Source organism: Micromonospora sp. NPDC005215 (genome assembly GCF_040607915.1).
Taxonomy (GTDB): Bacteria; Actinomycetota; Actinomycetes; order Mycobacteriales; family Micromonosporaceae; genus Micromonospora.
This window is the reverse complement of sequence record NZ_JBEXHQ010000017.1, coordinates 51601-76707: the sequence shown is the minus strand read 5'-3', so window position 1 is coordinate 76707 and position 25107 is coordinate 51601. Positions and strand designations below refer to the sequence as shown.

Annotated in this window: 21 protein-coding genes and 1 riboswitch; of the genes, 6 read left to right on the top strand and 15 right to left on the bottom strand. The window is 71.2% G+C overall.

Features of this window, described 5'->3' with window-relative positions:
* Positions 1-33: 33 nt before the first annotated feature.
* From ABZU25_RS15440 to ABZU25_RS15405, 8 genes are all read right to left on the bottom strand, one after another.
* Positions 34-2913 carry an AAA family ATPase gene (locus ABZU25_RS15440; protein WP_355029978.1) on the bottom strand — a complete coding sequence of 960 codons (2880 nt, stop codon included), beginning with the start codon at positions 2911-2913 and terminating at the stop codon, positions 34-36.
* A gap of 803 nt (positions 2914-3716) precedes the next feature.
* Positions 3717-4061, bottom strand: a complete 345-nt coding sequence (locus ABZU25_RS15435) for a hypothetical protein (protein ID WP_355029977.1) — start codon at positions 4059-4061, stop codon at positions 3717-3719.
* Between the two features lie 52 nt (positions 4062-4113).
* A complete protein-coding gene (locus tag ABZU25_RS15430) occupies positions 4114-4491 on the bottom strand; it encodes an AtzH-like domain-containing protein (RefSeq protein WP_355029976.1) in 378 nt (125 codons plus the stop codon).
* Positions 4492-4573: 82 nt separating this feature from the next.
* Positions 4574-6202 (bottom strand): regulator, encoded by a 1629-nt coding sequence (locus ABZU25_RS15425; protein ID WP_355029975.1) that lies wholly within the window; start codon positions 6200-6202, stop codon positions 4574-4576.
* A 12-nt stretch (positions 6203-6214) separates the two neighbouring features.
* The gene (locus tag ABZU25_RS15420) at positions 6215-6907 is read right to left on the bottom strand and encodes a cysteine hydrolase (RefSeq protein ID WP_355029974.1); all 693 of its coding nucleotides are present in this window, start codon (positions 6905-6907) and stop codon (positions 6215-6217) included.
* Positions 6908-6916: 9 nt separating this feature from the next.
* Positions 6917-7606, bottom strand: a complete 690-nt coding sequence (locus ABZU25_RS15415; RefSeq protein WP_355029973.1) for an isochorismatase family cysteine hydrolase — start codon at positions 7604-7606, stop codon at positions 6917-6919.
* Between the two features lie 39 nt (positions 7607-7645).
* Complete coding sequence (gene atzF / locus ABZU25_RS15410; RefSeq protein ID WP_355029972.1) at positions 7646-9436, bottom strand: allophanate hydrolase; 1791 nt, start codon at positions 9434-9436, stop codon at positions 7646-7648.
* 83 nt (positions 9437-9519) lie between these two features.
* Complete coding sequence (locus tag ABZU25_RS15405; protein WP_355029971.1) at positions 9520-10185, bottom strand: GntR family transcriptional regulator; 666 nt, start codon at positions 10183-10185, stop codon at positions 9520-9522.
* A 183-nt stretch (positions 10186-10368) separates the two neighbouring features.
* Here ABZU25_RS15405 and ABZU25_RS15400 point away from each other — a divergent pair, with 183 nt between their 5' ends.
* The 3 genes from ABZU25_RS15400 (at position 10369) to ABZU25_RS15390 (ending at position 13478) form a co-directional block, all read left to right on the top strand.
* The gene (locus ABZU25_RS15400; protein ID WP_355029970.1) at positions 10369-11232 is read left to right on the top strand and encodes a TIGR03620 family F420-dependent LLM class oxidoreductase; all 864 of its coding nucleotides are present in this window, start codon (positions 10369-10371) and stop codon (positions 11230-11232) included.
* A gap of 276 nt (positions 11233-11508) precedes the next feature.
* Positions 11509-12813 carry a ricin-type beta-trefoil lectin domain protein gene (locus ABZU25_RS15395; RefSeq protein WP_355030023.1) on the top strand — a complete coding sequence of 435 codons (1305 nt, stop codon included), beginning with the start codon at positions 11509-11511 and terminating at the stop codon, positions 12811-12813.
* 134 nt (positions 12814-12947) lie between these two features.
* Positions 12948-13478, top strand: a complete 531-nt coding sequence (locus tag ABZU25_RS15390) for a GNAT family N-acetyltransferase (protein ID WP_355029969.1) — start codon at positions 12948-12950, stop codon at positions 13476-13478.
* A 170-nt stretch (positions 13479-13648) separates the two neighbouring features.
* On the opposite strand, the gene ABZU25_RS15385 is transcribed toward ABZU25_RS15390, so the two are convergent.
* The 3 genes from ABZU25_RS15385 to ABZU25_RS15375 all read right to left on the bottom strand — a co-directional run bounded on the left by ABZU25_RS15385 (position 13649) and on the right by ABZU25_RS15375 (position 16329).
* Positions 13649-14095, bottom strand: coding sequence for a hypothetical protein (locus tag ABZU25_RS15385; RefSeq protein WP_355029968.1), 447 nt, complete (start codon positions 14093-14095; stop codon positions 13649-13651).
* 29 nt (positions 14096-14124) lie between these two features.
* Positions 14125-14931 carry a class I SAM-dependent methyltransferase gene (locus tag ABZU25_RS15380; protein ID WP_355029967.1) on the bottom strand — a complete coding sequence of 269 codons (807 nt, stop codon included), beginning with the start codon at positions 14929-14931 and terminating at the stop codon, positions 14125-14127.
* 14 nt (positions 14932-14945) lie between these two features.
* A riboswitch (S-adenosyl-L-homocysteine riboswitch) is annotated at positions 14946-15024 on the bottom strand.
* Between the two features lie 66 nt (positions 15025-15090).
* Positions 15091-16329, bottom strand: a complete 1239-nt coding sequence (locus ABZU25_RS15375) for a hypothetical protein (protein ID WP_355029966.1) — start codon at positions 16327-16329, stop codon at positions 15091-15093.
* A gap of 136 nt (positions 16330-16465) precedes the next feature.
* Here ABZU25_RS15375 and ABZU25_RS15370 point away from each other — a divergent pair, with 136 nt between their 5' ends.
* Both ABZU25_RS15370 and ABZU25_RS15365 read left to right on the top strand, forming a co-directional pair.
* A complete protein-coding gene (locus ABZU25_RS15370; protein WP_355029965.1) occupies positions 16466-17710 on the top strand; it encodes a histidine kinase in 1245 nt (414 codons plus the stop codon).
* Positions 17707-18390, top strand: coding sequence for a response regulator transcription factor (locus tag ABZU25_RS15365; protein ID WP_355029964.1), 684 nt, complete (start codon positions 17707-17709; stop codon positions 18388-18390). The genes ABZU25_RS15370 and ABZU25_RS15365 overlap by 4 nt, the downstream gene beginning before the upstream one ends.
* 22 nt (positions 18391-18412) lie before the next feature.
* Here ABZU25_RS15365 and ABZU25_RS15360 read toward each other — a convergent pair whose 3' ends face one another.
* Positions 18413-18541: a hypothetical protein gene (locus ABZU25_RS15360; protein ID WP_355029963.1), complete on the bottom strand. Its 129-nt coding sequence runs from the start codon at positions 18539-18541 to the stop codon at positions 18413-18415.
* Positions 18542-19138: 597 nt separating this feature from the next.
* On the opposite strand from ABZU25_RS15360, the gene ABZU25_RS15355 reads away from it, so the two are divergent.
* Positions 19139-20557, top strand: coding sequence for a ricin-type beta-trefoil lectin domain protein (locus ABZU25_RS15355; protein WP_355029962.1), 1419 nt, complete (start codon positions 19139-19141; stop codon positions 20555-20557).
* A gap of 236 nt (positions 20558-20793) precedes the next feature.
* On the opposite strand, the gene ABZU25_RS15350 is transcribed toward ABZU25_RS15355, so the two are convergent.
* From ABZU25_RS15350 to ABZU25_RS15340, 3 genes are all read right to left on the bottom strand, one after another.
* Positions 20794-21177 (bottom strand): hypothetical protein, encoded by a 384-nt coding sequence (locus ABZU25_RS15350; RefSeq protein ID WP_355030022.1) that lies wholly within the window; start codon positions 21175-21177, stop codon positions 20794-20796.
* Between the two features lie 301 nt (positions 21178-21478).
* Complete coding sequence (locus ABZU25_RS15345) at positions 21479-24634, bottom strand: tetratricopeptide repeat protein (RefSeq protein ID WP_355029961.1); 3156 nt, start codon at positions 24632-24634, stop codon at positions 21479-21481.
* The gene (locus tag ABZU25_RS15340) at positions 24631-25065 is read right to left on the bottom strand and encodes a hypothetical protein (protein ID WP_355029960.1); all 435 of its coding nucleotides are present in this window, start codon (positions 25063-25065) and stop codon (positions 24631-24633) included. Before ABZU25_RS15340 ends, ABZU25_RS15345 begins: the two co-directional genes overlap by 4 nt.
* Between the last annotated feature and the right edge of the window lie 42 nt (positions 25066-25107).

Below are 25107 nucleotides of genomic sequence, written 5' to 3'. Positions count from 1 at the left end.
GCACGAGACGATGTCATCCGGCCCGGGTCGGGGTCATCGATCGGTGTCATCGAGCCGAGCGACCCAGGCGACCAGAGCCGACCGGGAGGCGACGCCCGCCTTGCGGTAGATGCGGGTCAGGTGCGCCTCCACGGTGCGGGGGCTGATGTTCAGCTGCCGGCCGATCAGTCGGCTGGTGGCCCCGGTCGCCGCCAGCCGCGCGATGTGCCACTCCCGGTCGGTCAGGGCGGCGACCTCGCGCGGGCCGACCGGACGGGCCAGTCGCAGGCCCACCCGTTCCGTCCCGCACCACCCGGCCAGTTCCAGCGCGCGGCGGCGGGCCCGCGCCGCCAGGCCGGTCTGCTTTGCGGCTTCGGCCGCCCGAGCCAGGGAGGCCAGTGCCAGGCTGCGCCGGAGCACCATCCCGCCGGAGCGGAACAGGTCGGCCGCGGTTTCCAGGTGCGGCAGCGCCGCCAGGGCCTCGCCGCGGGCGAGCAGCACCTCCCCGTACGCCGACTCGGCGAAGCCCCGCTGCCCGGGGAGACCGACCTGATCCGCCTCGGCCATTGCCAGCCGCGCCTGCCGTTCGGCGTCGGCCATGTCGCCGGCGGCGAGAGCGGCGGCGCAGAGCAGCTCGAACCACCTGGGCCGGAGGGTGCTCTGGAGACGACTCAGCCGGCTGTCGCCGCCGGCTGACCGCACCAGTTCGGCACAGGTCGCCGGATCACCGGAGAGCAGCGCCGCGGTCGCCAGCGCCGTCGCGGCGGTACGACCGCACCAGCTGGCGAGGTCGGTGGCGATTCCGGCGGCGCTGCGGGCCAGCGCCACCGCCCGGTCGTCGTCCCGCAGGCCGCCGCGCCACGCGGTCGCCTCCGCCTCGAACGCCAGGGCGAAGCTCAGCAGGTGGTGACTGCCGATGCGCCGGGCGACGATGCCCGCCTCGGTGGCCAGTTCGATGGCGGCGGGCAGCTGGCCGCCGTGGTAGGCCACCTGACTGCGACCGAGCAGCAGCTGACACAGTCCGTCGTCGCGGTGCGAGGCGCGGACCAGCGTCAGCCCTCGGTCGAGGTGCCGTCCGGCGTCGGCCTGCCGTTCGAGGTACAGCTCGGTGAGGCCGAGCGCGGTGAGGCAGTCGGGGTGGTCCCGCACGCCCCCGTCCGGCAGCGAGTCGACGATCCGGGCGCCGGCGTCGAGCAGGTCGCGGGCGTCGTCGAGCGCGCCGTCGTGGACGGCGGCCAGACTGCGGACGGCCAGCAGGCTGGCCCGGTCCGCGCCGGAGCCGCCGAGATCTCCGCCGAGCACGTCGGGCAGCCCGGCCACCGGGCGGCCGGCCAGGATGCCGGCGACGCCGATCTCGGTGGCGAGTCGGTAGCCGCCGGTGGGTCCGGCACCGGCTGGCAGGGCGGCCAGCTCGCGCCGGCTGATCGCCGCCGCTTCGGCGTAGTTGCCGAGCAGGCGTTCCACCCGCGCCCAGAGAGCCACTGCCTGTGCCCGTCGTCCCTGCGGGTCGGCGGGGAACAGCGGCACGATCTCCTGGAGCAGTGCCCTGCTCTCGGCCAGGTCACCCGCCTCCCCGGTGATCTGGGCCAGCACGAGGGACACGTCGTGGCGACGCTGCGTCAGACCGGCCGTCGGCCGCAGCGCACGCAGCGCCACCCGCAGCCAGCGGATGGCCAGGTCCGGTGTCTCGCGCCGGACCTCCTGCGCGGCCCGGCAGAGCACGTTGACGCAGCGGTCGGCCCAGCGACCGCTCGGGAGGGCGAGCAGGCGCTCCGCGTAGCGGGCCCGATCCGCGGCTGGCGCGCCCAGCTCGACCAGTGCGGTGAGCGCCCGCGCGCACGCCTCCACCTGCCACGCCGGGTCGGTGTCCTGCGCGACCGCCATCCGCAGCACCGGGTGCCGGAAGGCGAACCGTCCAGTGCCGGGGACACGGCGGATCAGGTCGAGCCGGGCCAACCGCCAGCCGGCCTCGACCGCGAGTGCCGCCGGGACCTGCGCGACCTCGGCGAGCAGATCCGCGGCGAAGGGCGCGTCGACGATCGCCCCGGCCCGTAGGCAGGCCAGGTCGACGGGGGGCAGGCCGGTCCACTCGCGGCGCAGCTCGGCCATCGCCGCGTCGGACAGCCGGGCACCCGGCGCCACCCGGACCGGGTCGGCGCTGGTCGGGGTGGGGTCGACCGGCAGCGCCGCCAGGTAACCGGGGTTGCCGCCGGTCAGGTCGTACCGGGCGCGCACCTCCGCCTGGCCGTCGCAGGGGTGCAGCAGCGCGACCTCAGCGAGGCTGAGCGGGCGCAGCTCGATCCGATCGTGTGACGTCGACTCCCCATCGGCGTGTTCGCCGGGATCCGGTGGACCGAACGGCATCGGGGTCGCCATCTGCCGCGGGCGGTAGACGAGCACGAGCAGCAGCGGGGCGGGCACCGGATACCGCAGCAGGTGGGCGATCAGCCCGGTGGAGGAGGCGTCCGCCCAGTGCAGGTCGTCGAGGACCAGCACCAGACCGTCCCGGGCCGCCAGGCCGATCAGCCGGCGGGCCAACTGGTAGGTCCGGAACCGCCGGGCGTCCGAGGCCCGCGCCGGCGCTGGCGGCACCGCGGCGGCGGACTCCGCCCAGGTCTGCCCGGTGGACGGTCCGGCACGCAGCCCGCGTCGCAGGGACTGCCCCTCGGTGAAGGCGTGCCGGAACACGTGGAAGGGAACTCCGCGCTCATCCGGCGAGCAGGTCCCGACGGCCCAGGGGACGGTGGGGACGGGCCGCTCCACGGCCTCGTGGACGAACCGCGTCTTGCCGACGCCCGGCTCCCCCACCACTTCGCAGACCATTTGCCAGCCGCGGTTCAGCACGGTGGCCTGGGCTCTCCTGATTCGCGCCAACTGTGATTGCCGCCCAACGAAACGTGGGTCGCTTGACGCATTTTCCAGCCCAGTTGTCATCACGCAGATCAGACGCTTTCCGGCGCACTCAAAGGGGATTGGTCGCACTATACCGAAGCAGCAGCGAATGTCGAATATGCAGTTGAGGCCAGCTCTTGCCCACCAACCGGCATCGTGACACAAGCGCTGCCCGGCGGCATACACAATTCGTTGAAAGGGACCGGTCACCCAAAGGGTGCAACGATATCCCTGAAACCCATTAAATCACCCCGCACCCAGCGGGCCGAGACACCATCAGCCGAGTTGGCGCACGCCGCGGGGTTTGTTTTTGCTAGCGAAATGAACCATGGACAAGGCCCTTGCGCTGCTCGGGCCAGGACACCCGGCTGATTGCCAGGCCGGAGCTTCCCTGATATCAGCAGAGTCATCATCGCCTATACGAAACAACCCAAGCGATTATCTCAACTGGCGGGAAGGTCGACAGGCGCCCCGAAGACCAACGGCGGCACGGTGGGGATGATCCCGTCGCCTGCCACGCTGGGCTTCGGACTGGACGTGACGACGTCAACGGCCGCGCTCGTCGCCGCGCCGCCCACCCGGTTCCGGCCCCCGGCCAAAACCACGATCACTTCGATGAGGTGCCGTTGGCGGTGCTACGACACGGCGACATCCGCCTGTTCACCGGGCGGGTGCCGCCGTGGCCGGAGGCGCAACAGGCGATCGAGCAGGGTCAGGCCGTCGCGCGACGTGCCGGCGGGCCGTTCCACTTCACCAACCCCGGTAGCGCCGGACGTGCACCTGCCGCGCTGGTGGGACACCCGAACCGCCGAACGGGCACAGCACCCGTTCCAGCAGCGCGGCGATCAGCTGAAGGAGGCCCAACTCGAACAGGCTTTGATGTCGTAGCCGTCGACGTAGTAGGTGGTGCAGGCCCGGATTGCCCTGACCTTGCCGCCCGGGTCCTTCGACGCGCTCTGGCCACGGCCGACTGCCAGGTCGCCGCTGGCGCCGTTCGTCAGCGTGTACTCGACCCGGCCGCCGGTCGCCCCGCTCTCCTTGCCGGAGTACACCCAGACCCAGGCGGTCCCCTTGCCCGGATTGTTGTCCGCCTGCGCCTGCGTCTGGTGGTGCGAGATCGACGCCGCGGCGAGAGCGGGCTGCGCCAACGCAACCGTCAGGGCCGCCGCGACCGCCGCGACGACGCTCACCCTCTTGCCCAGGGAATTCTTGAACGGTCGGGCCGACCAGTGCCCGGGTTGCCTAACGGGCCGAGACGGAGACGTGCGCGGTGACGATCCGCCAGCCGACGGGCAGGCGTACCCAGGTCTGGGTCTGCCGCCCGGTGGCGGCGGTGTCGGCGTACCCGAATCGGGTCGTCACGACCGCCAGATCCGGGCCGAACGTGGTGACCATCGGGTCGACCAGCCGGCGACCGGCCGGCAGTGGTGGCTGCGCGGCCCGCCACTTGCGCTGCTCGTCCAACCCGTACTGATGGTCGGCGAGGCCGAACCGCACGGTCCGGTCGGAGTCCCAGAAGTACCCGCAGATCCGGTCGGCGTCGCCGTCGGCCAGCGCCCGCTCGTAGTCGGCGAAGGCCGCCGTCACCTCGGCGACCACGTCGGTCTGGTCGATCTCCATGCGGTACGTCCCTTCGATCCGTTGGGTCGGCGGCTGGTCGGCCCGGTCGGTGGCCGTGACACCCCCGACCGGGCCCGCCGGCTCAGCCGCTCAGCGCCGAGGTCCGCTGCTCGCCGTCGGCCCGATCGACGCCGGAGCCAGCCGGATCGGGCTCCCGGTCCAGTGCGGCCTCCTCTGGGTCGGGCTCGCGGGGCGTCGGGCGACCCAGCGCGAAGACCACGCAGATCGCCGCGACGAAGAGGTAGCCGAGTGCCACCTGGCCGTTGGCGTTCCACTCGATCCGCTCGCCGTGGATCAGCCCGATGAACGACAGCACCGCGCCGGTGCCGGCGAAGATCGCGGCCCGGACGAACCGCTTGTCGATGATGAAGACCACCACCGCGCCGAGCACCAGGCCGGCGAGGATCGCGCCCTGACCGAGCACCAGCAGCCCGTCGTAGATCACGCCCGCGCCGTTGAGCGCATCGTCGCCGACCGCCGCGGCGGTGGTCCCGGCCGCCGCCAACGCGTTGTCGATCTGCCCGGTCGCCCAGGCCGCGATGTTCGGGATCAGCGCGGCGACCACGGCGGCGGCGTGCGCCCGGGGGGTCGCCTGGAACGCCTGCGCCCCGATCAGCAATCCGATGTAGAGCAGGATCGGCACGATGGCCGCCGTCGGGAAGATCGCGCCGAGCAGCCCGAACATGCCGAGGAAGCACAGCACCGCGATCACCACGCCGGTCGCCATCGAATAGCCGCTGCGTCCGCCCGCGGCCTTCCAACCCGGGTGTCCGACGTAGACGGCCGGCGGGAACGGTGAGCCGAGCGCCGCCCCGATCACCGCGCCCGCGCCGTCGGCCAGCAGCACGCTGCGCAGGTTGTAGTTGTCCCCCGCGGTGGCGGCGCTCTCCACGTTGGTCATGCCCTCGGTGAAGTTGTAGACGCCGAGCGGAATCGCCGTCGCCAGCAGCGGCGCCATGTCGGCCAACCCGGTGAAGAGCAGATCCAGCTTGAACGAGGGTACGGCGATCGCGATGTCCCGGGCCGCGGCCGTGACGTCCGGCACCGACATCGCCCCGCCGGCCCAGCCGATCGCGGTGCCGAGCAGCAGCGCGGCGAGGCCGATCGGGAAGTTGAACGGCAGCTTCACGTCGGTGAGCAGACCGATCAGCAACAACGCGAACACCGGCAGGGCCACCCAGGCCATCCGCCACATCTGCCCGGCCGGGTTCATCGAGATGAACGTGATGGAGATCCCCGCGAGGGTGCCGAGCAGCGCGGCCCGGGGCGCGTACCGGCGGATGTACGGCCCGACGAACGCGCCGATCAGCACGATCACGCCGATGATGAAGGCCCACGCCAGCCCGGCCTCCCAGGCCCGCACGGGATCCTGGGTACGCAGGTAGATCGGCAGCATGATGACGAAGATGACGATGAACATGTGCGGCACGCTCGGCCCGTACGGCAGGGCCGTCACGTCGGTGCGGTTCTCCCGTCGGGCCAGCCGGCGGGCCAGGTAGGTGTAGTAGATGTTGCCGGCGACCAGGGCGATGCCCAGCGCCGGCAGGATCGTGCCGAACACCTCCCCCTCGGGAAGGTTCACCACGGCGAGGCAGAGCCCGGTCAGGGTGAGCACGTTGACCAGGACGTTGACGCCGAAGCCGAAGAACGCGTTGGTGTCGCCGCGCACCCAGTACGGGAGCGGGGCGACGGTGGGCTTGGTCGAGACCATGACTGCTCCCGGTCAGGAAGAGGGCTGCAACACGGGGGTGGTGGGCAGCGCGGCGCGCACCTGCGCCGAGTCGGCGACCCACCCGAAGATCCCGCCCTGGGCGGCGATCATGTCGAGCCCGACCCGCTGAAACTCGGGGAAGTAGGACCCGACGCAGTCGGCGAGCACGAGGCACTCGTACCCGCGGTCGTTGGCCTCCCGGACGGTCGTGTGCACGCACACCTCGGTGGTGACCCCGGTGACCAGGAGACTGCGGATGCCCCGCTCGACGAGCAGGCCGTCCAGTTCGGTGGCGTAGAACGCGCCCTTGCCCGGCTTGTCGATGACCGGCTCGTCGGGCAGCGGCGCCAGCTCGTCGATGATGTCGTGGCCGTACTCGCCGCGGACCAGGATCCGACCCTTGGGTCCGAGGTCACCGATCCGCCTGCTCGGCGCCCCGCGGCTGAGCTTGGCCGGCGGGCAGTCGGACAGGTCGGGCAGGTGCCCCTCGCGGGTGTGCACGACGGTCAGGCCGACGGCGCGGGCGTCGGCCAGCAGTGCCGCGAGCGGTGCGATGGTACGACGCAACTGGCCGACGTCGTTGCCCAGGCTCGCACCGAACCCGCCGGGTTCCAGGAAGTCGCGCTGCATGTCGATGACGAGCAGCGCGGTGGTCGAGAGGTCGAAGGCGTACGGGCCGGGCCGGGCGGCGGGGATGGTCAGCATGGGCGCACCTCACTGGGCCGTGGCGGCGATGACGTCGTCGGATGTGGTGACGCAGCCGAAGACGCCGCCCTGCATGGTGACCATGTGCAGTGCGGCGTCGTGGTTGGCCTTGTCGGTGGCGCCGGTGCAGTCGGAGAGGATCAGGCACTCGTATCCCCGGTCGTTCGCCTCGCGCATCGTGGTGTGCACGCAGACGTCGGTGGTGATGCCGGTGAGGATCAGGTGGGTGATGCCCCGGGTGCGGAGCACCAGGTCGAGGTTGGTGGCGTAGAAGGCGCCCTTGCCCGGCTTGTCGATGATCACCTCACCGGCCACCGGGGCAACCTCGGGCACGATCTCCCAGCCCGGCTCGCCCCTGATCAGGATCCGGCCGGCCGGGCCGGGCGTGCCGATCTCGGCGCCGATGCGCGCCGACCGCCACCGCTTGTTCGCCGGCAGGTCCGACAGTTGCGGGTCGTGCCCCTCCCGGGTGTGGACGACGAGCATTCCGAGCGATCGGGCGTGCTCCAGCAGCCGGGCGGTGGCCGGCAGGCCGGCCCGGGTGAGGCCGATGTCGTAACCCATCGCGTCGACGTAGCCACCCGGCCCGCAGAAGTCGGTCTGCCAGTCGATGCAGAGCAGTGCGGTACGCGCGGTGTCCGCCGCGCCGTCGTACGGCCACGGGTAGGGGTTGGCCGGTACCGGCCCGATGCTGCCCATCCTCTCGCCTCCTGTCGTCGTCGCTGGTGCCTGTCTGCCCTACCGCCGGGCGGCGGCGCGGCGGTAGGCCCGCCACCCACCGGTGGCGCTGATGTCCTCGGCCGGCGGGCCGGCGGCGTACGCCTCACAGAGGAAACCGAGCACGTCGCGCCCGTCGTCGAGCCGGATCCAGCCGAGCGAGAGTGGCGCCGGGACCCCGGCCAGCAACCCGCCGACCGCCGCGCCGGGCAGTCGCCACAGCTCGACCTCGATCGGATGGCCCGCCGGCCCGTCCGCCGCTACCCGGACCAGGCCGGGCAGCCCCTCGCCGTCGGGCGTGTCCATCCGGAAGAGCCGGTAGAGCGGCGCGGTGCGGGCGGCGCCGACGAGGGCGGCGCCGTGCCCGACCAGCTCACCGTTGCGGGACTCGCCCGCCAGGTGCCGGCCCACCACCGCGATCAGCAGTTCCGCCGCTGGTGAGCTGACCTCGACCGTTCGGGTCGGTGCGCCGCCGTCGGTGAGGGTGGCGGCCAGCCGGGCCAGGGTGGTGTCGCTGAACGCCGGGCCGACCAGGGTCAGGCTCGCCGGGCGGCCGGTGCTGGTGAACCCGTTGGGTACGGTCACCGCGGCCAGGTCGAGCAGGTTCGCGAACTGGGTGTAGCGGCCGAGCACGGCGTTGCGCCCGATCGGGTCCTCGGCGATCTCGTCGAGCGTGAACGTGGTGCCGACGGTCGGCACGACCAGCACGTCGATGTCCTGCCAGAGCTGGTCGACCTGTGCTCGCAGCTCACGCAGGCGGTGCTGGCCCCGGAAGGCGTCGATGGCGTCGTAGCGCCGCCCGGTCTCCAGCACGGCCCGGGTGACCGCGAGGACCGACTCGGGATGCGACCGCAGGAAGCCGCCCAGCGCGACGAGCCGCTCGGCCACCCAGGGTCCCCGGTAGAGCAGGTCGCCCGCCTCGAAGAAGTCGCCGAGCGGCACCGACCGGGGGGTCCCGACGAAGGTGCGCAGCCGTTGCACCCCGGCGACGAACCGGGCCTCCTGCCCGGCGTCGCCGAAGAACTCGAGGTCTTCTGCCCGGGGCACCCCGAGGCGTAGCGTCCCCGGCATGCGGGCAACCACCCGCTCCGCCGGCAGCGGACGCCCCCAGGGGTCGGCCGCCGTGACGCCACGGGCCGCGTGCAACACCTCGACGGCGCCGGCGACGTCGGCGGCGAAGACCGACACGCAGTCCAGCGAGCGGCAGGCCGGCACCACACCGGCCGTGCTGAGCAGACCCCGGGTGGGCTTGAGGCCGACGATCCCGTTCAGTGCCGCCGGCACCCGACCGGAGCCGGCGGTGTCCGTACCCAGGGCGAAGCTGACCTGGCCGGCGGCGACCGCGACCGCGGAGCCGGAGCTGGAGCCGCCGGAGATCAGCCCGCCGCCGAAGACGCTCTGGCAGCTGCCGTACGGCGAGCGGGCGCCGGTCAGGCCGGTGGCGAACTGGTCGAGGTTGGTCTTGCCGACGAGCATCGCGCCGGCGTCGAGCAGCCGGCGCACCACCGGCGCGTCCTCGGCGGCCCGGTACCCGAAGTCCGGGCAGCCGGCGGTGGTGATCATCCCGGCCACGTCGATGTTGTCCTTGACCGCGAACGGGATCCCGTACAGCGGCAGCGTGGGATCTCCGTGGCGGGTCAGCGACTCGGCGCGGTCCCGCAGGCGGTCAGCCGGGACGGTACTGATCCAGACCGGCCCGCCGTCGCGCCCGGCGAGCCCGTCCAGGATGCGCTCGGTCTGGCCCGCCGGGCTCAGGCCGCCGTCGAGGTACGCCGACCGAAGCTCCGAGATGGACCCCACTGGCTTTGGCATACAGTCGATTGTCGACCGTTCTGTTACGGAAACCCGCGCGCTGTGTAACGACGACATGACGGCACTCGGGCCGCCCCCCGCGCCTAACCGAGGTACGAACGCGCTCCGTGCCCGGCGAGCACGGTCAGCACCTCCTCCGGGTCTCCCCCGGCGACCGCCTCGAACAGCCGCTCGTGCCGGTGGACCCCGTCCAGCGGCTGCGCCAGCTCCGCCTCCCGGCGCAGGTTGATCGCCATGTAGAGCTGCAACTTCACCAGGATCGAGCCGTACACAGCGGACAGTTGCCGGTTACCGGCGAGCGCCACCAGCGCGACGTGGAACTCCCGGTGCGACTCGGCGACCGCCATCCGGTCGCCGGCCCGGGTCGCCTCCCGCAGCTGGTCCAGGGTCGCCCGCAACCCGGCCAGGTCGCTCTCCCGGCCGACCGGGATCCCGGCCCGCACCGAGAACTGTTCCAGCACGTCCCGCAGCTCGTACAGCTCCCGAACGTCGCGGTCCGACAGGGTGGCCACCCGGACTCCCCGCCGCGGCACGTGCTCGACCAACCCCTGCTGGGCCAGCAACCGCAGCGCCTCCCGCAACGGAGCCCGGCTGATCCCCAGCCGCCGGGTCAGCTGCTCCTCCACCAGGCGTTCGCCCGGGTCGCTCTTGCCGCTGAGGATCTCCCGGGTCAGCCGAGAGACGGCGAGGTCCACCAGACTGACACTCTCCAACTCACCATCCACCGGCGATGCGGCCACGTCGTTCACGCCGATGAGTCTGCCACCTGCCCCCGTCACGACCGGTGTGGACGGGTCGGCCGTGCAGGACGTATCTGCGGCGCCGTCGCCATGCCGCCGAGGGGTCCGCTCGACTCGACGGCCACGCCGGTCCGAGCCGGAATCTCGGTTGGTGCGGCGTCGCGCTCCGCCGACGTTGCGTAGTGTTCCGGTATGGCACAACGACTCGTCAGCGTGTGGCAACCGTTCTTCCTCGCCAGTGAGAGCCGGGGCGCGGCCATCGACGCCGCAATCGAGCTGGAGAAGCTGGGCTACGCGCGGCTCTGGTTCTCTGGCGGTTTCGGGGAGAACGTCGCCCCACGCTTCCGGGAGATCCTGGACGGGACCAGGCGCCTCGGGGTCGCGTCGGGGATCGTGAGCATCTGGCACTCGTCGCCCCCGGAGGTGGCGGCGTTCGCCCTGGACGCGGAGCAGGCCCACCCCGGCCGGTTCCTGCTCGGTCTCGGCGCGAGCCATGCCGTGCTGTTGGAAGGCAGCGGCACGACCTACCGCAGGCCGTACTCGAAGATGGTGGGATACCTCGACGGTCTCGACGCCGCCGGGCTCCCTCCCGAGCGGCGGATCCTGGCCGCACTCGGCCCGCGGATGCTCGAACTCTCCCGTGACCGCGCGGCCGGGGCACACCCGTATTTCGTCCCTGCCGAACACACCGCCGAGGCCCGGGCCGCACTCGGACCGGACCGCCTGCTCGCCCCCGAGGTCGCGGTGGTCCTCGACGCCGACGCCACCGCCGCCCGCGCCACGGCCCGGCAATACACGAGCGGATACCTCGCACTGCCGAACTACACGAACAACCTGCGGCGATTCGGCTGGACCGACGAGGACTTCGCGGGAGGCGGCAGCGACCGCCTCGTGGACGCGCTGATCCCCTGGGGAACGGTCGAGCAGGTCGCGGCCGGGCTGGAGAAGCACTACCAGGCCGGTGCGGACGAGGTGGCTGTCCAGGTGCTCAACGGTGGCGACGCCACGACATTCCCCGCCGACGCGTTCCGCGCTCTCGCCGCGGTCTTGGTCTGACCGTCCAGAAGGCACCCAGCCGCAGCGGGCTGCCGGGTCGGCACACGCACCCTTCCTGACGTCATACGTCAGACGATGATGCTAGTCTATTTCCGCGCGGTAAACGCGGGGCACCTCCTGGGCGTTGTCTCGACAACCAGAACGGGCGGCCCGCTCATCCGCGTGTCGCCGACGCGGGTCGGCCGCCGCACATCGTCATCCACGCATACACAAGGAGGTTTGACTGTGCCACTTCGTAAACTCTCCGCCCCCTGGATAGGGGCGGCCATGGCCGTCATGGTTCTGGTCGCCGTCGGGGCGTACGTGATCATGACGGGCGGATCGGCGTCCGCTGCCACCACCGCCGGCTGCGGCAAGGCACCCGGACTGAGCAGCGGCACCCACACCATCCAGAGCAGCGGAAAGAGCCGCAGTTTCATCCTTCGGCTGCCTGACAACTACAACAACACCTATGCCCACCGGCTGGCCTTCGGGTTCCACTGGTTGGGCGGCACCGCCGAACAGGTCGCGTCGGGCGGCAGCGACGGAGCCCCGTGGGCCTACTACGGCATGCTCTCGCAGGCGAACAACACCACGATCTTCGTCGCCCCGCAGGGCATCGGCAACGGCTGGGGCAACTCCAACGGTGAGGACGTGACCTTCACCGACGACATGGTCCGGGTGATCGAGAACGCGCTCTGCGTCGACACGACGCAGCTCTTCTCGGTCGGGTTCAGCTACGGCGGCGCGATGAGCTACTCGTTGGCGTGTTCCCGACCGACCGTGTTCCGGGCGGTCGCGGCAATCGCGGCTCCCGGGGCGATCAGCGGATGCAGCGGCGGCACCCAGCCAGTGGCGTACCTGGGAATCCACGGCATCAACGACAACATCGCGAGTGGACGGTCGCTGCGGGACAGGTTCGTCCGGAACAACGGTTGTGCCGCGCAGAACCCACCGGAGCCGGCGGCGGGTAGCCGAACCCACATCACCACCGCCTACTCGTGCCAGGCCGGATATCCGGTGGTCTGGGCCGCGTTCGACGGCGGCCACCAGCAAGGTCCGGTGGACGGGTGTGCCGGCTGTGAGAGCGGCGCGCGGAGCTGGGTCAAGCAGGAGGTGTGGCGGTTCTTCAGCCAGTTCGGCTCCACCGTGCCGCCCACCAGTGCCCCGCCCACCACCGCCCCGCCGACGAGCCCGCCGCCGGGTGGTCAGCAGAACGTGCTGATCGTGGGTAACCCGTCCGGCCGATGCATCGACATACCGAACTCCAGCACCAGCAACGGGACCCGCGCCCAGTTGTGGGACTGTCACGGCCGCACCAACCAGCGCTGGACCCACACCTCCAACCGCACCCTTACCGTCTACGGCAACAAGTGCCTGGACGCCAGCGGGGCGGGCAGCAGCAACGGCACCGCCGTCCTCATCTGGGACTGCAACGGCCAGCCCAACCAGCAGTGGAATCTGAACTCCAACGGCACCATCACCGGCGTCCAGTCCGGCCTCTGCCTCGACGCCGTCAGTTCCGGCACGGCAAATGGCACGCAACTTCACCTCTGGGCCTGCCACGGCGGCGCCAACCAGCAGTGGAGCACGCGCAACTAGTACCGCATCCGGCAGCTGCCGAAGACGCGCCGCCCGGGTCCTGTCCCGGGCGGCGCGTGCCCGTCAGGCCGCACCGGGCACGGGTCGATCTCGGTGGGTGTCGGTCAACGCCCTGCCACGCCTACAATTCCGCGATGGACGACACCAGCCGCGGCATACGTGTCAGACGCGGCGGTCCGGCCGATGCACCTGCCGTACTGAAGATGCTCGACGCCGCCGTGAAGTGGATGAACGATCGAGGCAATACCGAGCAGTGGGGCACGACGTCGTTCTCCGAGAGGCCCGGCGGGACCGAACTGGTCGACCGGTACCTGACCGAGAACCTCGCGTACATCGCGGAACTGGACGGCACACCAGCCGCAACCCTGGTGTTGGACTCCGGGCCCAGTCCGCGCGCACCGATCCCGCCCGCGGACGAACCCGAGCGGTACGTCCGCCTCCTGGTCGCCGACCGACGGTTCGCCGGTCGAAACCTCGGGTCGGCCCTGTTGGCACACGCCGTGCGGGAGACCCGGCGAGCCGGCGTGCGGTTGTTACGGGTGGACTGCTGGGCGGGCGGCGGTGGCGAGTTGGTGGCGTTCTACGAGCGCCAGGGGTTCACCCCCACCGACACCTTCCTAGCTGGGTCCTGGCCGGGGCAGGTGCTGGCCCAGCGGGTCGGTTGAGCCTGTCGCCCGGTACGCCTCGTCGCGACGTTTCCGCTCCAACCGCTTGGGCAGCTCAGCCCCGACCCGCTCGCAGAGGCTCGGCGGAGGGCGGCAACGCGCGCGCCCAGGCGTGCCAGTAGGCGGAGCCGCTGGTCTGGCGCAGGATCGCGTCGGTGCGCGGCACGCCGTCACGCGATTCGGTAGTACGTGCTGACGAAAGCCGCGTATCGCTCGGCGTCGTAAGACTCCTCCACCCACGCGATCTGGTTGAGGACCTCTCGGGCTTCCTCGGTGCCCAGGGTCGCGAGGTACGCCCTGGTCCTGGCCACCCCCGCCCCCAGCATCAGTTCCCCATCGAGGGCGCCAGTCGCGTCCATGCTGGTTCGGCGGGCTCGGTGAATCAACAGCGCGTCCTCCACGGCACCCGCATGCCAGAGCTGAACGGCGCAGATCCGCATCAGGGCCGTGTTGCCGGGGACGGTACCCAATCCAGCGTAGGTGTCCGCCTCGTGCCGGGTCTCACGCGCGAGGACCTCCCGAATGGTCGGGACCTGGTCAGCGCCGACACGCAGGCCATAGGCCGCCAAGTGCTCTTCGGCGTCCCGCTCGTACCGGTCATAGATGTCCATCTCCACCCGCCCTGTCTAGCAGGCACCCGCCCGCGTCATGGTGTCACCGCTGACGCCGGTACGGCCGTCGTGAGCAGGTACTCGGCCTCCAACCGGAACCGACCGCCGTCGGTGACCCCACGGTCGCCGACGAACGAGCGCAGGTCCGCGCGCAACGCCTCCCACCGGCACTGGGCCACGAGCCGGTCCCGTTCGGTGACGACGTGCCCGGCGGTGTCGATGAGCAGGCTGGTCGCCGCGTCGGCGTTGGCGAAGCTCAGGCCCAACCGGTGGACGACCGTCGACGTGATCCGCAGGTCGGCGGCTGCCAGGAGCGGTCCGACGAGCGTGCGGTCACCCCACCGGCTCGGCGGGGCGCTGCCTACCGGCGGTGGCGGTAGGTATCCGCCGAGGACCTGACCCATGGCCGGCAACAGACTGCCCGGTGTCCAGGCGGCCAGCAGGACTCGGCCCGAGGAGGCACACACCCGGCTCAGTTCCCGGGCCGCCGCTTCGTGGTCGTTCGCGTAGATCACGCCGAACACCGACAGGACCACGTCGGCCGAATCGTCGGGAAGCGGTAGGCGACCTGCGTCGCCGACCCGCCAGTCGACCGCCAGGCCGTCATCCGCGGCGCGACGCCGGGCCAGTTCCAGCAGCGCGGGCTCCAAATCCACCCCGACGGTACGGGCTCCGCACCGGGCGGCCAGTACCGCCGCGTTGCCCGTACCGGTGGCCACGTCGAGCACCCGGTCGTCCGGCCGTATCGCGGCTGCTGCCACCACCGCTTCGGCGACCGGCATCAGCCGCTGTGCCATGGCCGGGTAGTCGCCGGCACCCCACGTGGTCACGAACGAACTCATCACGCCTCCCCCATCGTGGGAAGGCGCCCTTGGATCCGATGTGTTTCCGGGTGAGCGTGGCGGACCAGGTCCGTCGCAGCGCCTCTCACCTGGCATCGTCGACCGTAAATGATCGCAATCCGTCCCGGCAACCCGGGGCCGGGAACTGGTAGGCGTTTCTCAGCTCGGCCGCAGCCGGGGCTCCGGCGACTCCGGCCCGATCGGGGGCCACGGACCGCCCGTCGTGGCAGGTGTGCACACGCGGCATGCGGGGCGGCGGCGGTACCAGTAGACGAGAGTGGCGCCGGCGAGCAGGAGCCCCCAGAGCGGGAAGGGCATCAGCACGACCAGGAGATGATCCGAGAGGTCGGTGCCGGCGCCGAAGGACTGTTGCACAAGCGAGTGGCCGGCGATGCACATCATGAGCGCCACGATCAGCCCGGGTATGACCGCCGCGTAGACGGGTACGGGCCGACCGCCGACAAACGGAAACGAGCGTGGGAAGACCTCGCCGCGGGGCCGGATCAGTCCGAGGGTCAGCCAGGTACCGGCCTCGCCGGCGACCGCGAGGGCCAGTCCGAAGATGCGGAGACCGGGATGCGCGGCGAGGGTCTCGGCGCTCTCCCCGACGGGCCAGGGCGTCAGCCAACTCAGTCTGGTCACCACGTACGGCAGTGGGCACAGGGCGGCGGCCCAGGTCAGGACGCGACCCCAGGACGCTGCGGAGGCTGGTGTCGTCCACGCCGCTCCCGGCCGTCCGCAGGACTGACAGTGGCCGCGATGGTGTCGCAGGAGCCGTACCAGCACCACAGCCCAGCAGGCGCCGACGGCCAGGGATCCGAACACGACAAACGGTCGGTAGCCAATGGGTTCGGCGTCGCGGGCGATGTAGCTCAACCACAGCAGCAGTGCGACGAAGGCCGCCGCTCCGGCGGCGATGCCACCGGCGCCCGCGGCGCGACCGCAGTGTGGCCTCGCGGAGCTGATCAGGCGCGTGACCAGTGCGGCGACGATCGCGGCAGGCACTGCCAGAGTCATCAGGTACGCGGTGATGGTGAGCACCTGGATGTCGGGCACCAGGAAGCCGAGCATCGTCGCCGCGACGGCAGCGACCACGATGCCGGCGACCCGCACCGGTGTGCCAGACCGGCCGCTGCGGAGCAGAGTGGCCAGCGCCAGTCCGACGACGCCGGCCGTGAGGGCGAGCGCGACAGCCGTGTCCGAAGGTACGTGGGTCATGAGGGACAGGTCCGCGAACCGGTCCTGCCGGCCGAACGGGTAGCTGCTCGGGCGCAGCCACCACAGGAACCCGACAGCGATCAGCAGTAGGGACCCGACCAGGACGCCGGCCTCCGGCCAGCCGGCGACATATCGATGGTGCCGTAACGCCGGAGGTTGTTCTGTCGGTGCCGCGGTCATCTGCGCCCTCCCCGTGGGTGTGCCGGCCACGTCCGTGGCTGGCCTCGTGTCGCCAGGATCTCCGCGTTCAGGAACCCCTCGCCATCTGCCGATCGGTAGATACCGGTAGGCGGTACGGCACGGTTACGGTGAACTCGTGATCTCGCTGAGCGCGCCGGCAGCCCGGTCCGGGCGGTTGACCCCCAGACGTACGGCACGAGCGGGCGTGGCGGTCGGCGCCTGCCTCGCCGTCGTCGTGTCGGCCGGCGTCTGGGGTCCGGGCGTTCACCCACCACTCGCCGTCGCGGCCGCACTGGCCGTCGCGACGCTCGCCGGGCACGCGGCGATCTGGCCGCGCGCCCGCCACCTGACCGGTGTGAGCAGCGGCCTGGTGTCCTTGCTGTCGCTCGGCACGGTGGGGCTGTGGCACCAGGCCGGTGCTCCGATGCCGGCGGGGCCGTGGCCCCTGCTGACCACGGCGGTCCTGATCGCCTACCTCGCACTTGTGTGCCGGACGGCGACGTCCCGCATCTCCATCCTGACGGTCGCCGTGGCGATCCTCGCGGAGAGTGTCCTGGCCGTGCCGATCACCGGCGCTGCCGAGCTGGGTTGGCGCGACCGCGTCGCGGTCTGCGTCTTCTGGTCGCTGGCCGGGTTCGCCGGCGTCGCCGCCGGCCTGTACCTGCGCCGCCTCGACGAGGCCCGGGTACGCGCGGTGCGACTGGCTCGCCGGGCGCAACGCGTCCAACTCGCCACCGACCTCCACGACTTCGTCGCCCATGACGTCAGCGCCATGGTGATCCAGGCGCAGGCCGGGCGAATCCTGCTCGACGAGGGCGCCGACGTCGCCGACGTGCTTCAGGCCATCGAGGCCGACGGCACCCGCGCGTTGAACGCGATGGACCGAACCATCCGGCTGCTACGGGAGCTGGAGGACGCCGCCGGAGCGGTCCGCACGCCCCTGCCGGATGCCACCGAACTGCCCGACCTGATCCAGCGATACGCGGCCGCCTGGGACGGACCCGTCACTGTCGCCATCGATCCGGGGCTCGAATCCTCGTTGCTGCCCGAGGCGAGCACGACCGTCTACCGCGTGGTTGTCGAAGCACTCACGAACGTGCGCCGCCACGCCCACCCCGGTGCCGCCGTCGACGTACGTCTGCACCACAACCTCGGAGGCGTCACCGTGGACGTGACGAACAGATCACCCGCCGATTACCAGAGCCCGGCTTCGCTCCACGGTCGACGGGATCCGCTGCGACGGCACGGCGGCAGCGGGCTGAGCGGCCTGGCCGAACGGGTGGAGATGCTCGGTGGCACGCTCGACTACGGGCCGCAGTCGCCGGCTGGTTGGCAGTTACGTGTCGACCTGCCCGCGGACGTGCTGCGGACGACAGCATGACCATCCGCGTGCTCCTCGCCGATGATCAGCATTCCGTCCGCTTCGGGTTCCGCACCATCCTGGGGGCCGCCACGGACATCAAGGTCGTCGGCGAGGCCGCCGACGGTGCGACGGCGCTGGCCCTGACCCAGCGGCTACGTCCCGACGTGGTCATCGCCGACATCCGCATGCCGGGGATGGACGGGCTCGAACTGACGCGCAGGCTGTGCGCGGCCGACGCTCCCGTTGCCACTCGCGTCGTCGTAGTGACCACGTACGATCTCGACGCCTATGTGCACACCGCGCTCCGCCACGGGGCCAGCGGATTCCTCGTCAAGCACTCCGGGCCGGCCCTTCTCGCCGAGGCGGTCCGCGCCGCGGTGGCCGGCGACGCGTTGATCAGCCCGACCGTGACCGTCCGGCTGCTTCGCCAACTCTCCAGGGCCACCAGCGCGCCCACCCGCAACCCGGAACCGGCGCTGTCCGACCGCGAGATGGACATCGTCTCCCTGGTGGCCGACGGCCTGACCAACCCCGAGATCGGCGCCAGACTGTTCATCACCGCCGGAACCGTCAAGACCCACCTCGCCAGCGTCCAACGCAAGTTGAGGGTGCGAAACCGCGTCGGCATCGCCCAGTGGGCCTGGGAGACACGAGCCCACACGTGGACGCCAGGAGCACCGGGGCGCGAAGCGCCCTGAGGTACGGCCCGGACGCGCGGTGCTACTTGCTGCGCGAGCGCAGGAACAGGATGACGACGATGGCGACCGCGACGAGGACGAAGAAGCCGATCAGCACCGGCTGGGAGACCGGCGTCTTCGGGCCTCCGACCACGGCAAGGTTGTCCAGCATGTCAGTCTCCGTCCATTGAGGAGTCGGGCGTCTGGGCTACTCCCTTCCCGAATCACTCGACGCGCAACCCACACCGGTGCCGCGAGGGCTGACCGAGCGCGACGCGCACCCGCGACCTCCTGATCCGTAACAGGCCCGAAACTACCGGTTGAAAATCCTGGAACTGTCTGCCAACCTGAGAGCCATCGATGAGTGTGAACGTTAACATGATCGTTTGACCACCGGAGGCGCCGCACGCGACCGTCAGGCCCGCCCACCTGTCAGGTGACCCGTATCCGAACAGGGCCTCCGACTCGACCAGCGGCTGAGATCACCCCTCACACCACCGGAGGATCAGCATGATTTTCCCGGCCCAGTCCCACCGGTCGGATCCGACCACGATCGCTCACTCCTTCCGGAACAGCCGCGATAATTCGGCCCGTGAGCGGGTCGCCACTGCGCGTCGTGGCCCAGCCCTCCCAGCTGCGGAGGCGACCACGACCTCCTGCCGCACCGGTCGGGTCCGCTGACGCGGCAACGCCGACGAACCGACAACACCGGGACGGCCGGAACGAGCCTGCCCGCCCCGCACCCACCCACCACCAGGAGGTACCGACCGTGCGAGCACCTGCACACCACCCGCCGCCCGCGGCGAATGCCCACGCTGACCGCGCGTCCTCCCGTCTTCGGGGACGGCTGTTCAAGCTCGCCGCGGCCGGGATCGCAGCCGCAGTCGGGCTGTTCACCATCACGGTGGCGACCGGCTCGGCATCGGCCGCCGACAACCCGTACCAGCGGGGTCCGGACCCCACCCGCAGCAGCGTCACCGCCGTGAACGGCCCCTTCGCCAACACCTCGGTCAGCGTCCCGACCGGGTACGGCTTCAACGGCGGCAGGATCTACTACCCGACCGACACCAGCCAGGGCACCTTCGGAGCCATCGCGATCTCGCCGGGCTACACCGCGTTGTTCTCCGCCGAACTGGCCTGGATGGGACCGTGGCTGGCCTCCCACGGCTTCGTCGTGATCGGCATCGAAACCAACAGCCGTAACGACTTCGACACGGCCCGAGGCACCCAGTTGCTCGCCGCGCTGGACTACCTGACACAGCAGAGCCCGGTACGCGACCGGGTCGACCCCAACCGGTTGGCCGTCGCCGGCCACTCCATGGGCGGCGGTGGCGCGCTGAGCGCAGCCACCCGACGCTCAACGTTGAAGGCAGTGGTCGGCATCGCGCCGTACTCCCCGTCGTCGAACCTGGCCAACGACCGGGTACCCACAATGATCTTCGCCGGGCAGGCCGACACGGTGGTCACCCCGTCCTACGCCACCGGCCTCTACAACAGCCTCCCGACCACCACGGAAAGCGTCTACCTCGAAGTCGCCGGCGCCGACCACGGGTTCATGGTCGGCCGGTCGAACCCGGTGCTGGTCCGAACCATGCTGCCATTCGTCAAGATGTTCATCGACAACGACGCCCGGTACAGCCAATTCCTCTGCCCACTGCTGGACTCCAGCGGCGTCGTCACCTACCGCAGCACCTGCCCGTTGCTGCCCTCGACACCGACCACCCCAACGGCGACCCCCACCAACACACCCGCTCCCACCAACACGCCGACCCCCACCGCCCCGCCCACCGTCGCACCCGGCTCCGCCAGCGAAATCGTCGGCACCCAGTCCGGGCGGTGCATCGACGTCACCAACGCCTCCCACAACAACGGCACCCGGGTACAGCTCTACGGCTGCAACAAACAAACCAACCAGGCATGGACCTACACCACAGGCAAACAACTACAGGTGTACGGCAACATGTGCCTCGACGCCGCAGGCACCACCAACGGCGCAGCCGTCCAGATCTACAGCTGCCACAGCCAAACCAACCAACAGTGGAACGTCAACTCCAACGGCACCATCAGCAACGTCCAGTCCGGACGATGCCTCGACGCCTGGAGTACGGCCAACGGAGCCCAGATCCAGCTCTACGACTGCCACGGACAAACCAACCAACAATTCAGACTCGCGCCCCTCGCATCCTGACCACGACCGACTACCCGCCCAACCCCTTCGAGGGCACGCAGACCGACAAACTGCAGGGCGTAGTCCCGCACGCCTGACACCGGGCGGGCTCGGCGTCACACCGGGCCCGCCCGCATCGCCCAGACACCTGAGTTGGCAGCCGCCAGGGGCGAGCTGCATGCAACGCACGTGCGAGATCACCGGTCACGGTGCCGAGTTGGCTGGCGCCGTCGTCGTCGCCGAAGACGTTGTCATCCTCAAGGTTGACCTGAGCGAGGTTGGCGACCGAGGTCTCGTAGCCCGGCTGTGCGTACACCGTGGCACGGATGCTTTGGGCAGCGCGACCTGTGAGGTCGCGACGGCCTTGCTCGCGTCGGTGATGCTCGCCTGGTCGGGGTAGACCTCGAAGTGGATGTGGGGCCACCGCCCGGCGTAGCAGGCGGGGAAATGCTGGTGAAGCGCACCGACCCGGCGGCGTCGGCGATCTGGACGCCGCGGAGGTAGTTCTGGTCGGTGACGCCGTCCGAGTACATGGAGTAGCTGCCGTCGCGGTCGCAGTGCCAGACGTAGACAGCGGTGCCAGCGAACGCCTTCTGGCCGTTGGCGAGGTCCCGGATCGTCAGTTCGATTGTCAGCGGCACACCCTGAGCCGTACCGGAGGCACTTCCGATGCTCGACCGGATGTCGCCGCGCACGATGCCGCTCTGCTCCAACACGTCGGGGCCGTTCGAGCCGTCCCCCGGGTACGGCCCGGCGGTCTCGTCCGGGATTTCGCCGAAGGCTGGCCCGATGAGTGCGCTGTGCGGAGTTCGTGAATTCGCTGTGGGCGTGCGAGCGTGTTCCAGATTCCACGGAGAGATCGGAACGGGAGCGCGCCGCCCGCACCGACCGCCGTTCTGCGGGGCATCGCCGCGTCAGAAGTTGTCGAACCGCTGACCCTGCTCAGCTACCGTCACGCCGGCTCCGTGTCCGGTGCGTCGTCGTCTCGGCCTCGTCGAGCTGCCGGCGCAGATCGATCGCCTCATCGGTGCGGCCTAGACCGTTCAGGACGTCGGCGAGAGTGCGATACGCCGACCACAGATCGTCGCCGAACCGCTGCGGGACCTGCTCGGCAAGGCCCTCATACAGGACGATCGCCTCGTGGACCGCCGCGAGCGCTTTCGGCAGGTTGCGGTCAATCGTGACGCAGACCCAGGCGTAACGCCACAACGATCCGGCGAGGTCGGGGAGGTAGGCGGTGGGGTTGGCCTCGGCCAACCGCCGATGGATCGAAACGGCCTCCTCGGCCGGGGCGACGGCCTCGTCCCGGCGGCCCACCTCGGACAGGCGGATACTGAGGCTGTTCAACGACGCACCCAGGTCGGCACGGTAGGCGGCCGGGTTCGCCTCGGCCAACCGCCGATGGATCGCGACGGCCTCCTCGGCCGGGGCGAGCGCCTCGTCCCGGCGGCCCACCTCCGACAGGGATATGCCGAGGTTGTTCAACGATATGGCGAGGTCGGGAAGATAAGCGGCTGGGTTCGCCTCGGCCAACCGCCGGTAGATGCCCATGGCTTCCTCCGCCGGGGCCAGCGCCTCGTCCCGGCGGCCCACCTCCGACAGGGATATACCGAGATTGTTCAACGACATGGCGAGGTCGGGAAGATAAGCGGCCCGATTCACCTCGGCCAACCGCCGACGGATCGCGACGGCCTCCTCCGCCGGGGCCAGCGCCTCGTCCCGGCGGCCCACCTCCGACAGGGATATACCGAGATTGTTCAACGACATGGCGAGGTCGGGAAGATAAGCGGCCCGATTCACCTCGGCCAACCGCCGACGGATCGCGACGGCCTCCTCGGCCAGGGCCAGCGCCTCGTCCCGGTCGCCCACCTCCGACAGGGATATACCGAGATTGTTCAACGACATGGCGAGGTCGGGAAGATAAGCGGCAGGGTTCGCCTCGGCCAACCGCCGGTAGATGCCCGTGGCTTCCTCCGCCGGGGCCAGCGCCTCGTCCCGGCGGCCCACCTCCGACAGGAACGTGCCGAGGTTGTTCAACGACGCGCCCAGGTCGGGGAGGTAGGCGGCCGGGTTCTCCTCGACCAACCGCCGACGGACCGCGACGGCCTCCTCGGCCAGTGCGACGGCCTCGTCCCGGCGGCCCACCTTCGACAGGAACGTGCCGAGGTTGTTCAACGACATGGCGAGGTCGGGGAGATAAGCGGCCCGATTCACCTCGGCCAACCGCCGACGGACCGCGACGGCCTCCTCGGCCATGACGAGGGCCTCGTCCCGGCGGCCCACCGCCGACAGGAGCGTGCCGAGGTTGTTCAACGACCTGGCGAGGTCGGGAAGGTGAGCGACCGGGTTCGCCTCGGCCAGCCGCTGGTAGATGCCCGTGGCTTCCACCGCGGGGACGAGGGCCTCGTCCCGGCGGCCCGCGTTGTTCAGGCGCCAGGCGTGCCTGGCGTGAAGCTTCGCACGGTCGGTGGGATCCGTGGTCGTGGTGAGGCGGTGGCGGGTGAGGGTGGTGGTGATGGCGGCGGCGGCGGTGTCGAGGTCGATGTGCACGTCGTCAGGAAGGTGTTCCTCGATGGCTTCCAGGACGGTGGGGTCGATGTCGGGGAGATTGGCCAGGCGGGTGAGAGTGGCGCCTCCGGCGGCCAGGGCAAGGTGGGGTTGCTGGCGGATGAGGGGGTACAGCACGTTGGCGGCGATGTGGGGCCAGCGGCGGGCGGTTTCGACCAGCACGGTGAGGGTGCTGGGTGTCCAGCCCGGTGGTGTGCCGTCACCGGTGGTGAGCAGGGCGGTGGGGGCGGTGAGGGTCCAGTCGTCGAGGAGTCCGGCGGTGTCGGCGCCGGTGTGCGGGTGGCCGGGGGTGCACAGGGCGATGAGGTCTTCGCCGAGCCGGTCGGGGTGCAGTGCTTCCAGGACGGTGCCCGGGTCGGTGGGTGGCGTGCAGGTGCGGTGGTCGTCGATGATCTGGTCAGCGGCCTGGATGCTGGCGGCCAGGTCGACGCCGGTGAGCGCGGTACGGGCGGCCGGGCGGGGTAGCGCCCCGGTCAGGGTGGCCACGTACGTGGCACGGCGCAGGACCTGCGGCGGGGTGGGCAGGGGATCTTCGGTGCGGGTGTGCAGCTGGTGCCAGTTGGCGTATTCGCGGCGGAGCAGGTACGCCGAGATCGCGTGCGGGGCGGTCGGGGCGGTGGTGCTGTGGCGGTGGGCGTCGACGGCGGCGAGGGCGGCCATGTGTACGGCGAGGACCTGCGCGAAGTCCGGATCGGCCAGGCCGGGTGGGGGCGGCCAGGTGCTGGCGTCGCGGACGCCGAGCGCGGCGGCGAAGTGCCGCGCGGCGGTGCCGTACAGGTCGGCTCGGTCCCGGTCGGCGCCCAGCGGCGGCAACGGCACGTCGTCGGCGTCCAGATCGAGGTCGCCGTCGAGCCGGTCGGTGACCGCCGGCCACCAGAACCCGACCGAACGGGCCAGCAGCAGCACCCGCAGGACCACCGGTGTCTGCACGGCGATGTTGTGCAGGTCGCCCAGCAGGGCCAGGAGGTGGGAGGCGGGCCACCGGTCGGCGTAGTCCACCACGGCGAGGACCCGCCCACCGGCGGGCAGCGCCACCCGGCTGGCCGGTCCGACCGGTCCGGGCCCAGTTGCGGCCGGGACGCCCACGGCCCCCGCGCGTGGGGTCAGAGCGTGGACCGCCCGCCACACCGTCCACCCCGATCCGGCGCGGCGGGTGGCGAACTCCTCGGCCAGGCGGGTCTTGCCCTGCCCACCGGCGGCGTGGACCAGCCGCACCGCGACCGCCTCACCCTGCGCCCAGGCGTTCAGGTCGCTCAGCTGCTGGTCGCGGCCGGTGAACGGCACCACCCGGTAGCGGGGCAGCAACAGCCGGCTCGGCTGCGCCCACGCTTTCGCCTGTGCCAGCTGCGGCGGCTGGACCGGCAGCGGTTCGAGTTGATATGGCGGCGGCACCCGCGGGGTGATCGTGACCTGCACCGAACCGGCGACGTCACTGACCTGGATCACGTCGCCGATGACCAGGCTGCCGGTCACCGCCACCCCGGCCGCGGCGTCGCGGCCGCCGGTCAACAGCCGGCGAAGGCCGCTCACCGGTCGAGGTCGGCGTCCCCGCCGACGTCCTGGACCTGCTGCACCGACCCGGCCACCTGCGACCCAGCGACCGACTGCCCACCCGCCCGCGGCGCTGTAGATGCCGGCTGCGCTCGCGGCGGCGCTTCCTCCGGCCCAGGTGGAGGCGCCCCCGCCGGGCCGATCCGCAGGTTGCCGCGCACACCCCGGGCCTGCACCAACCCACCACCGACCGTGGAACCCGTCACGGACTGTCCGCCCGACGCCGGGCTCCGGCGGGCCAGCGCCACCCCGTACACCGACAGGGCCAGCCCGAACACCGCCCCAACCCCACCGACCACGCTGGCGACCTTGTCGGCCGCGTCGAGGTGGGTGAGCGCCCCCCACACCCCGACAGCGAGCAGAATCAGCCCACCGGCCAGACACACCCCGACCCGCCACCATCGCGCCATCGGTCCATCATCGACGGTAACCGCCACCGGTTGACAGCCCTC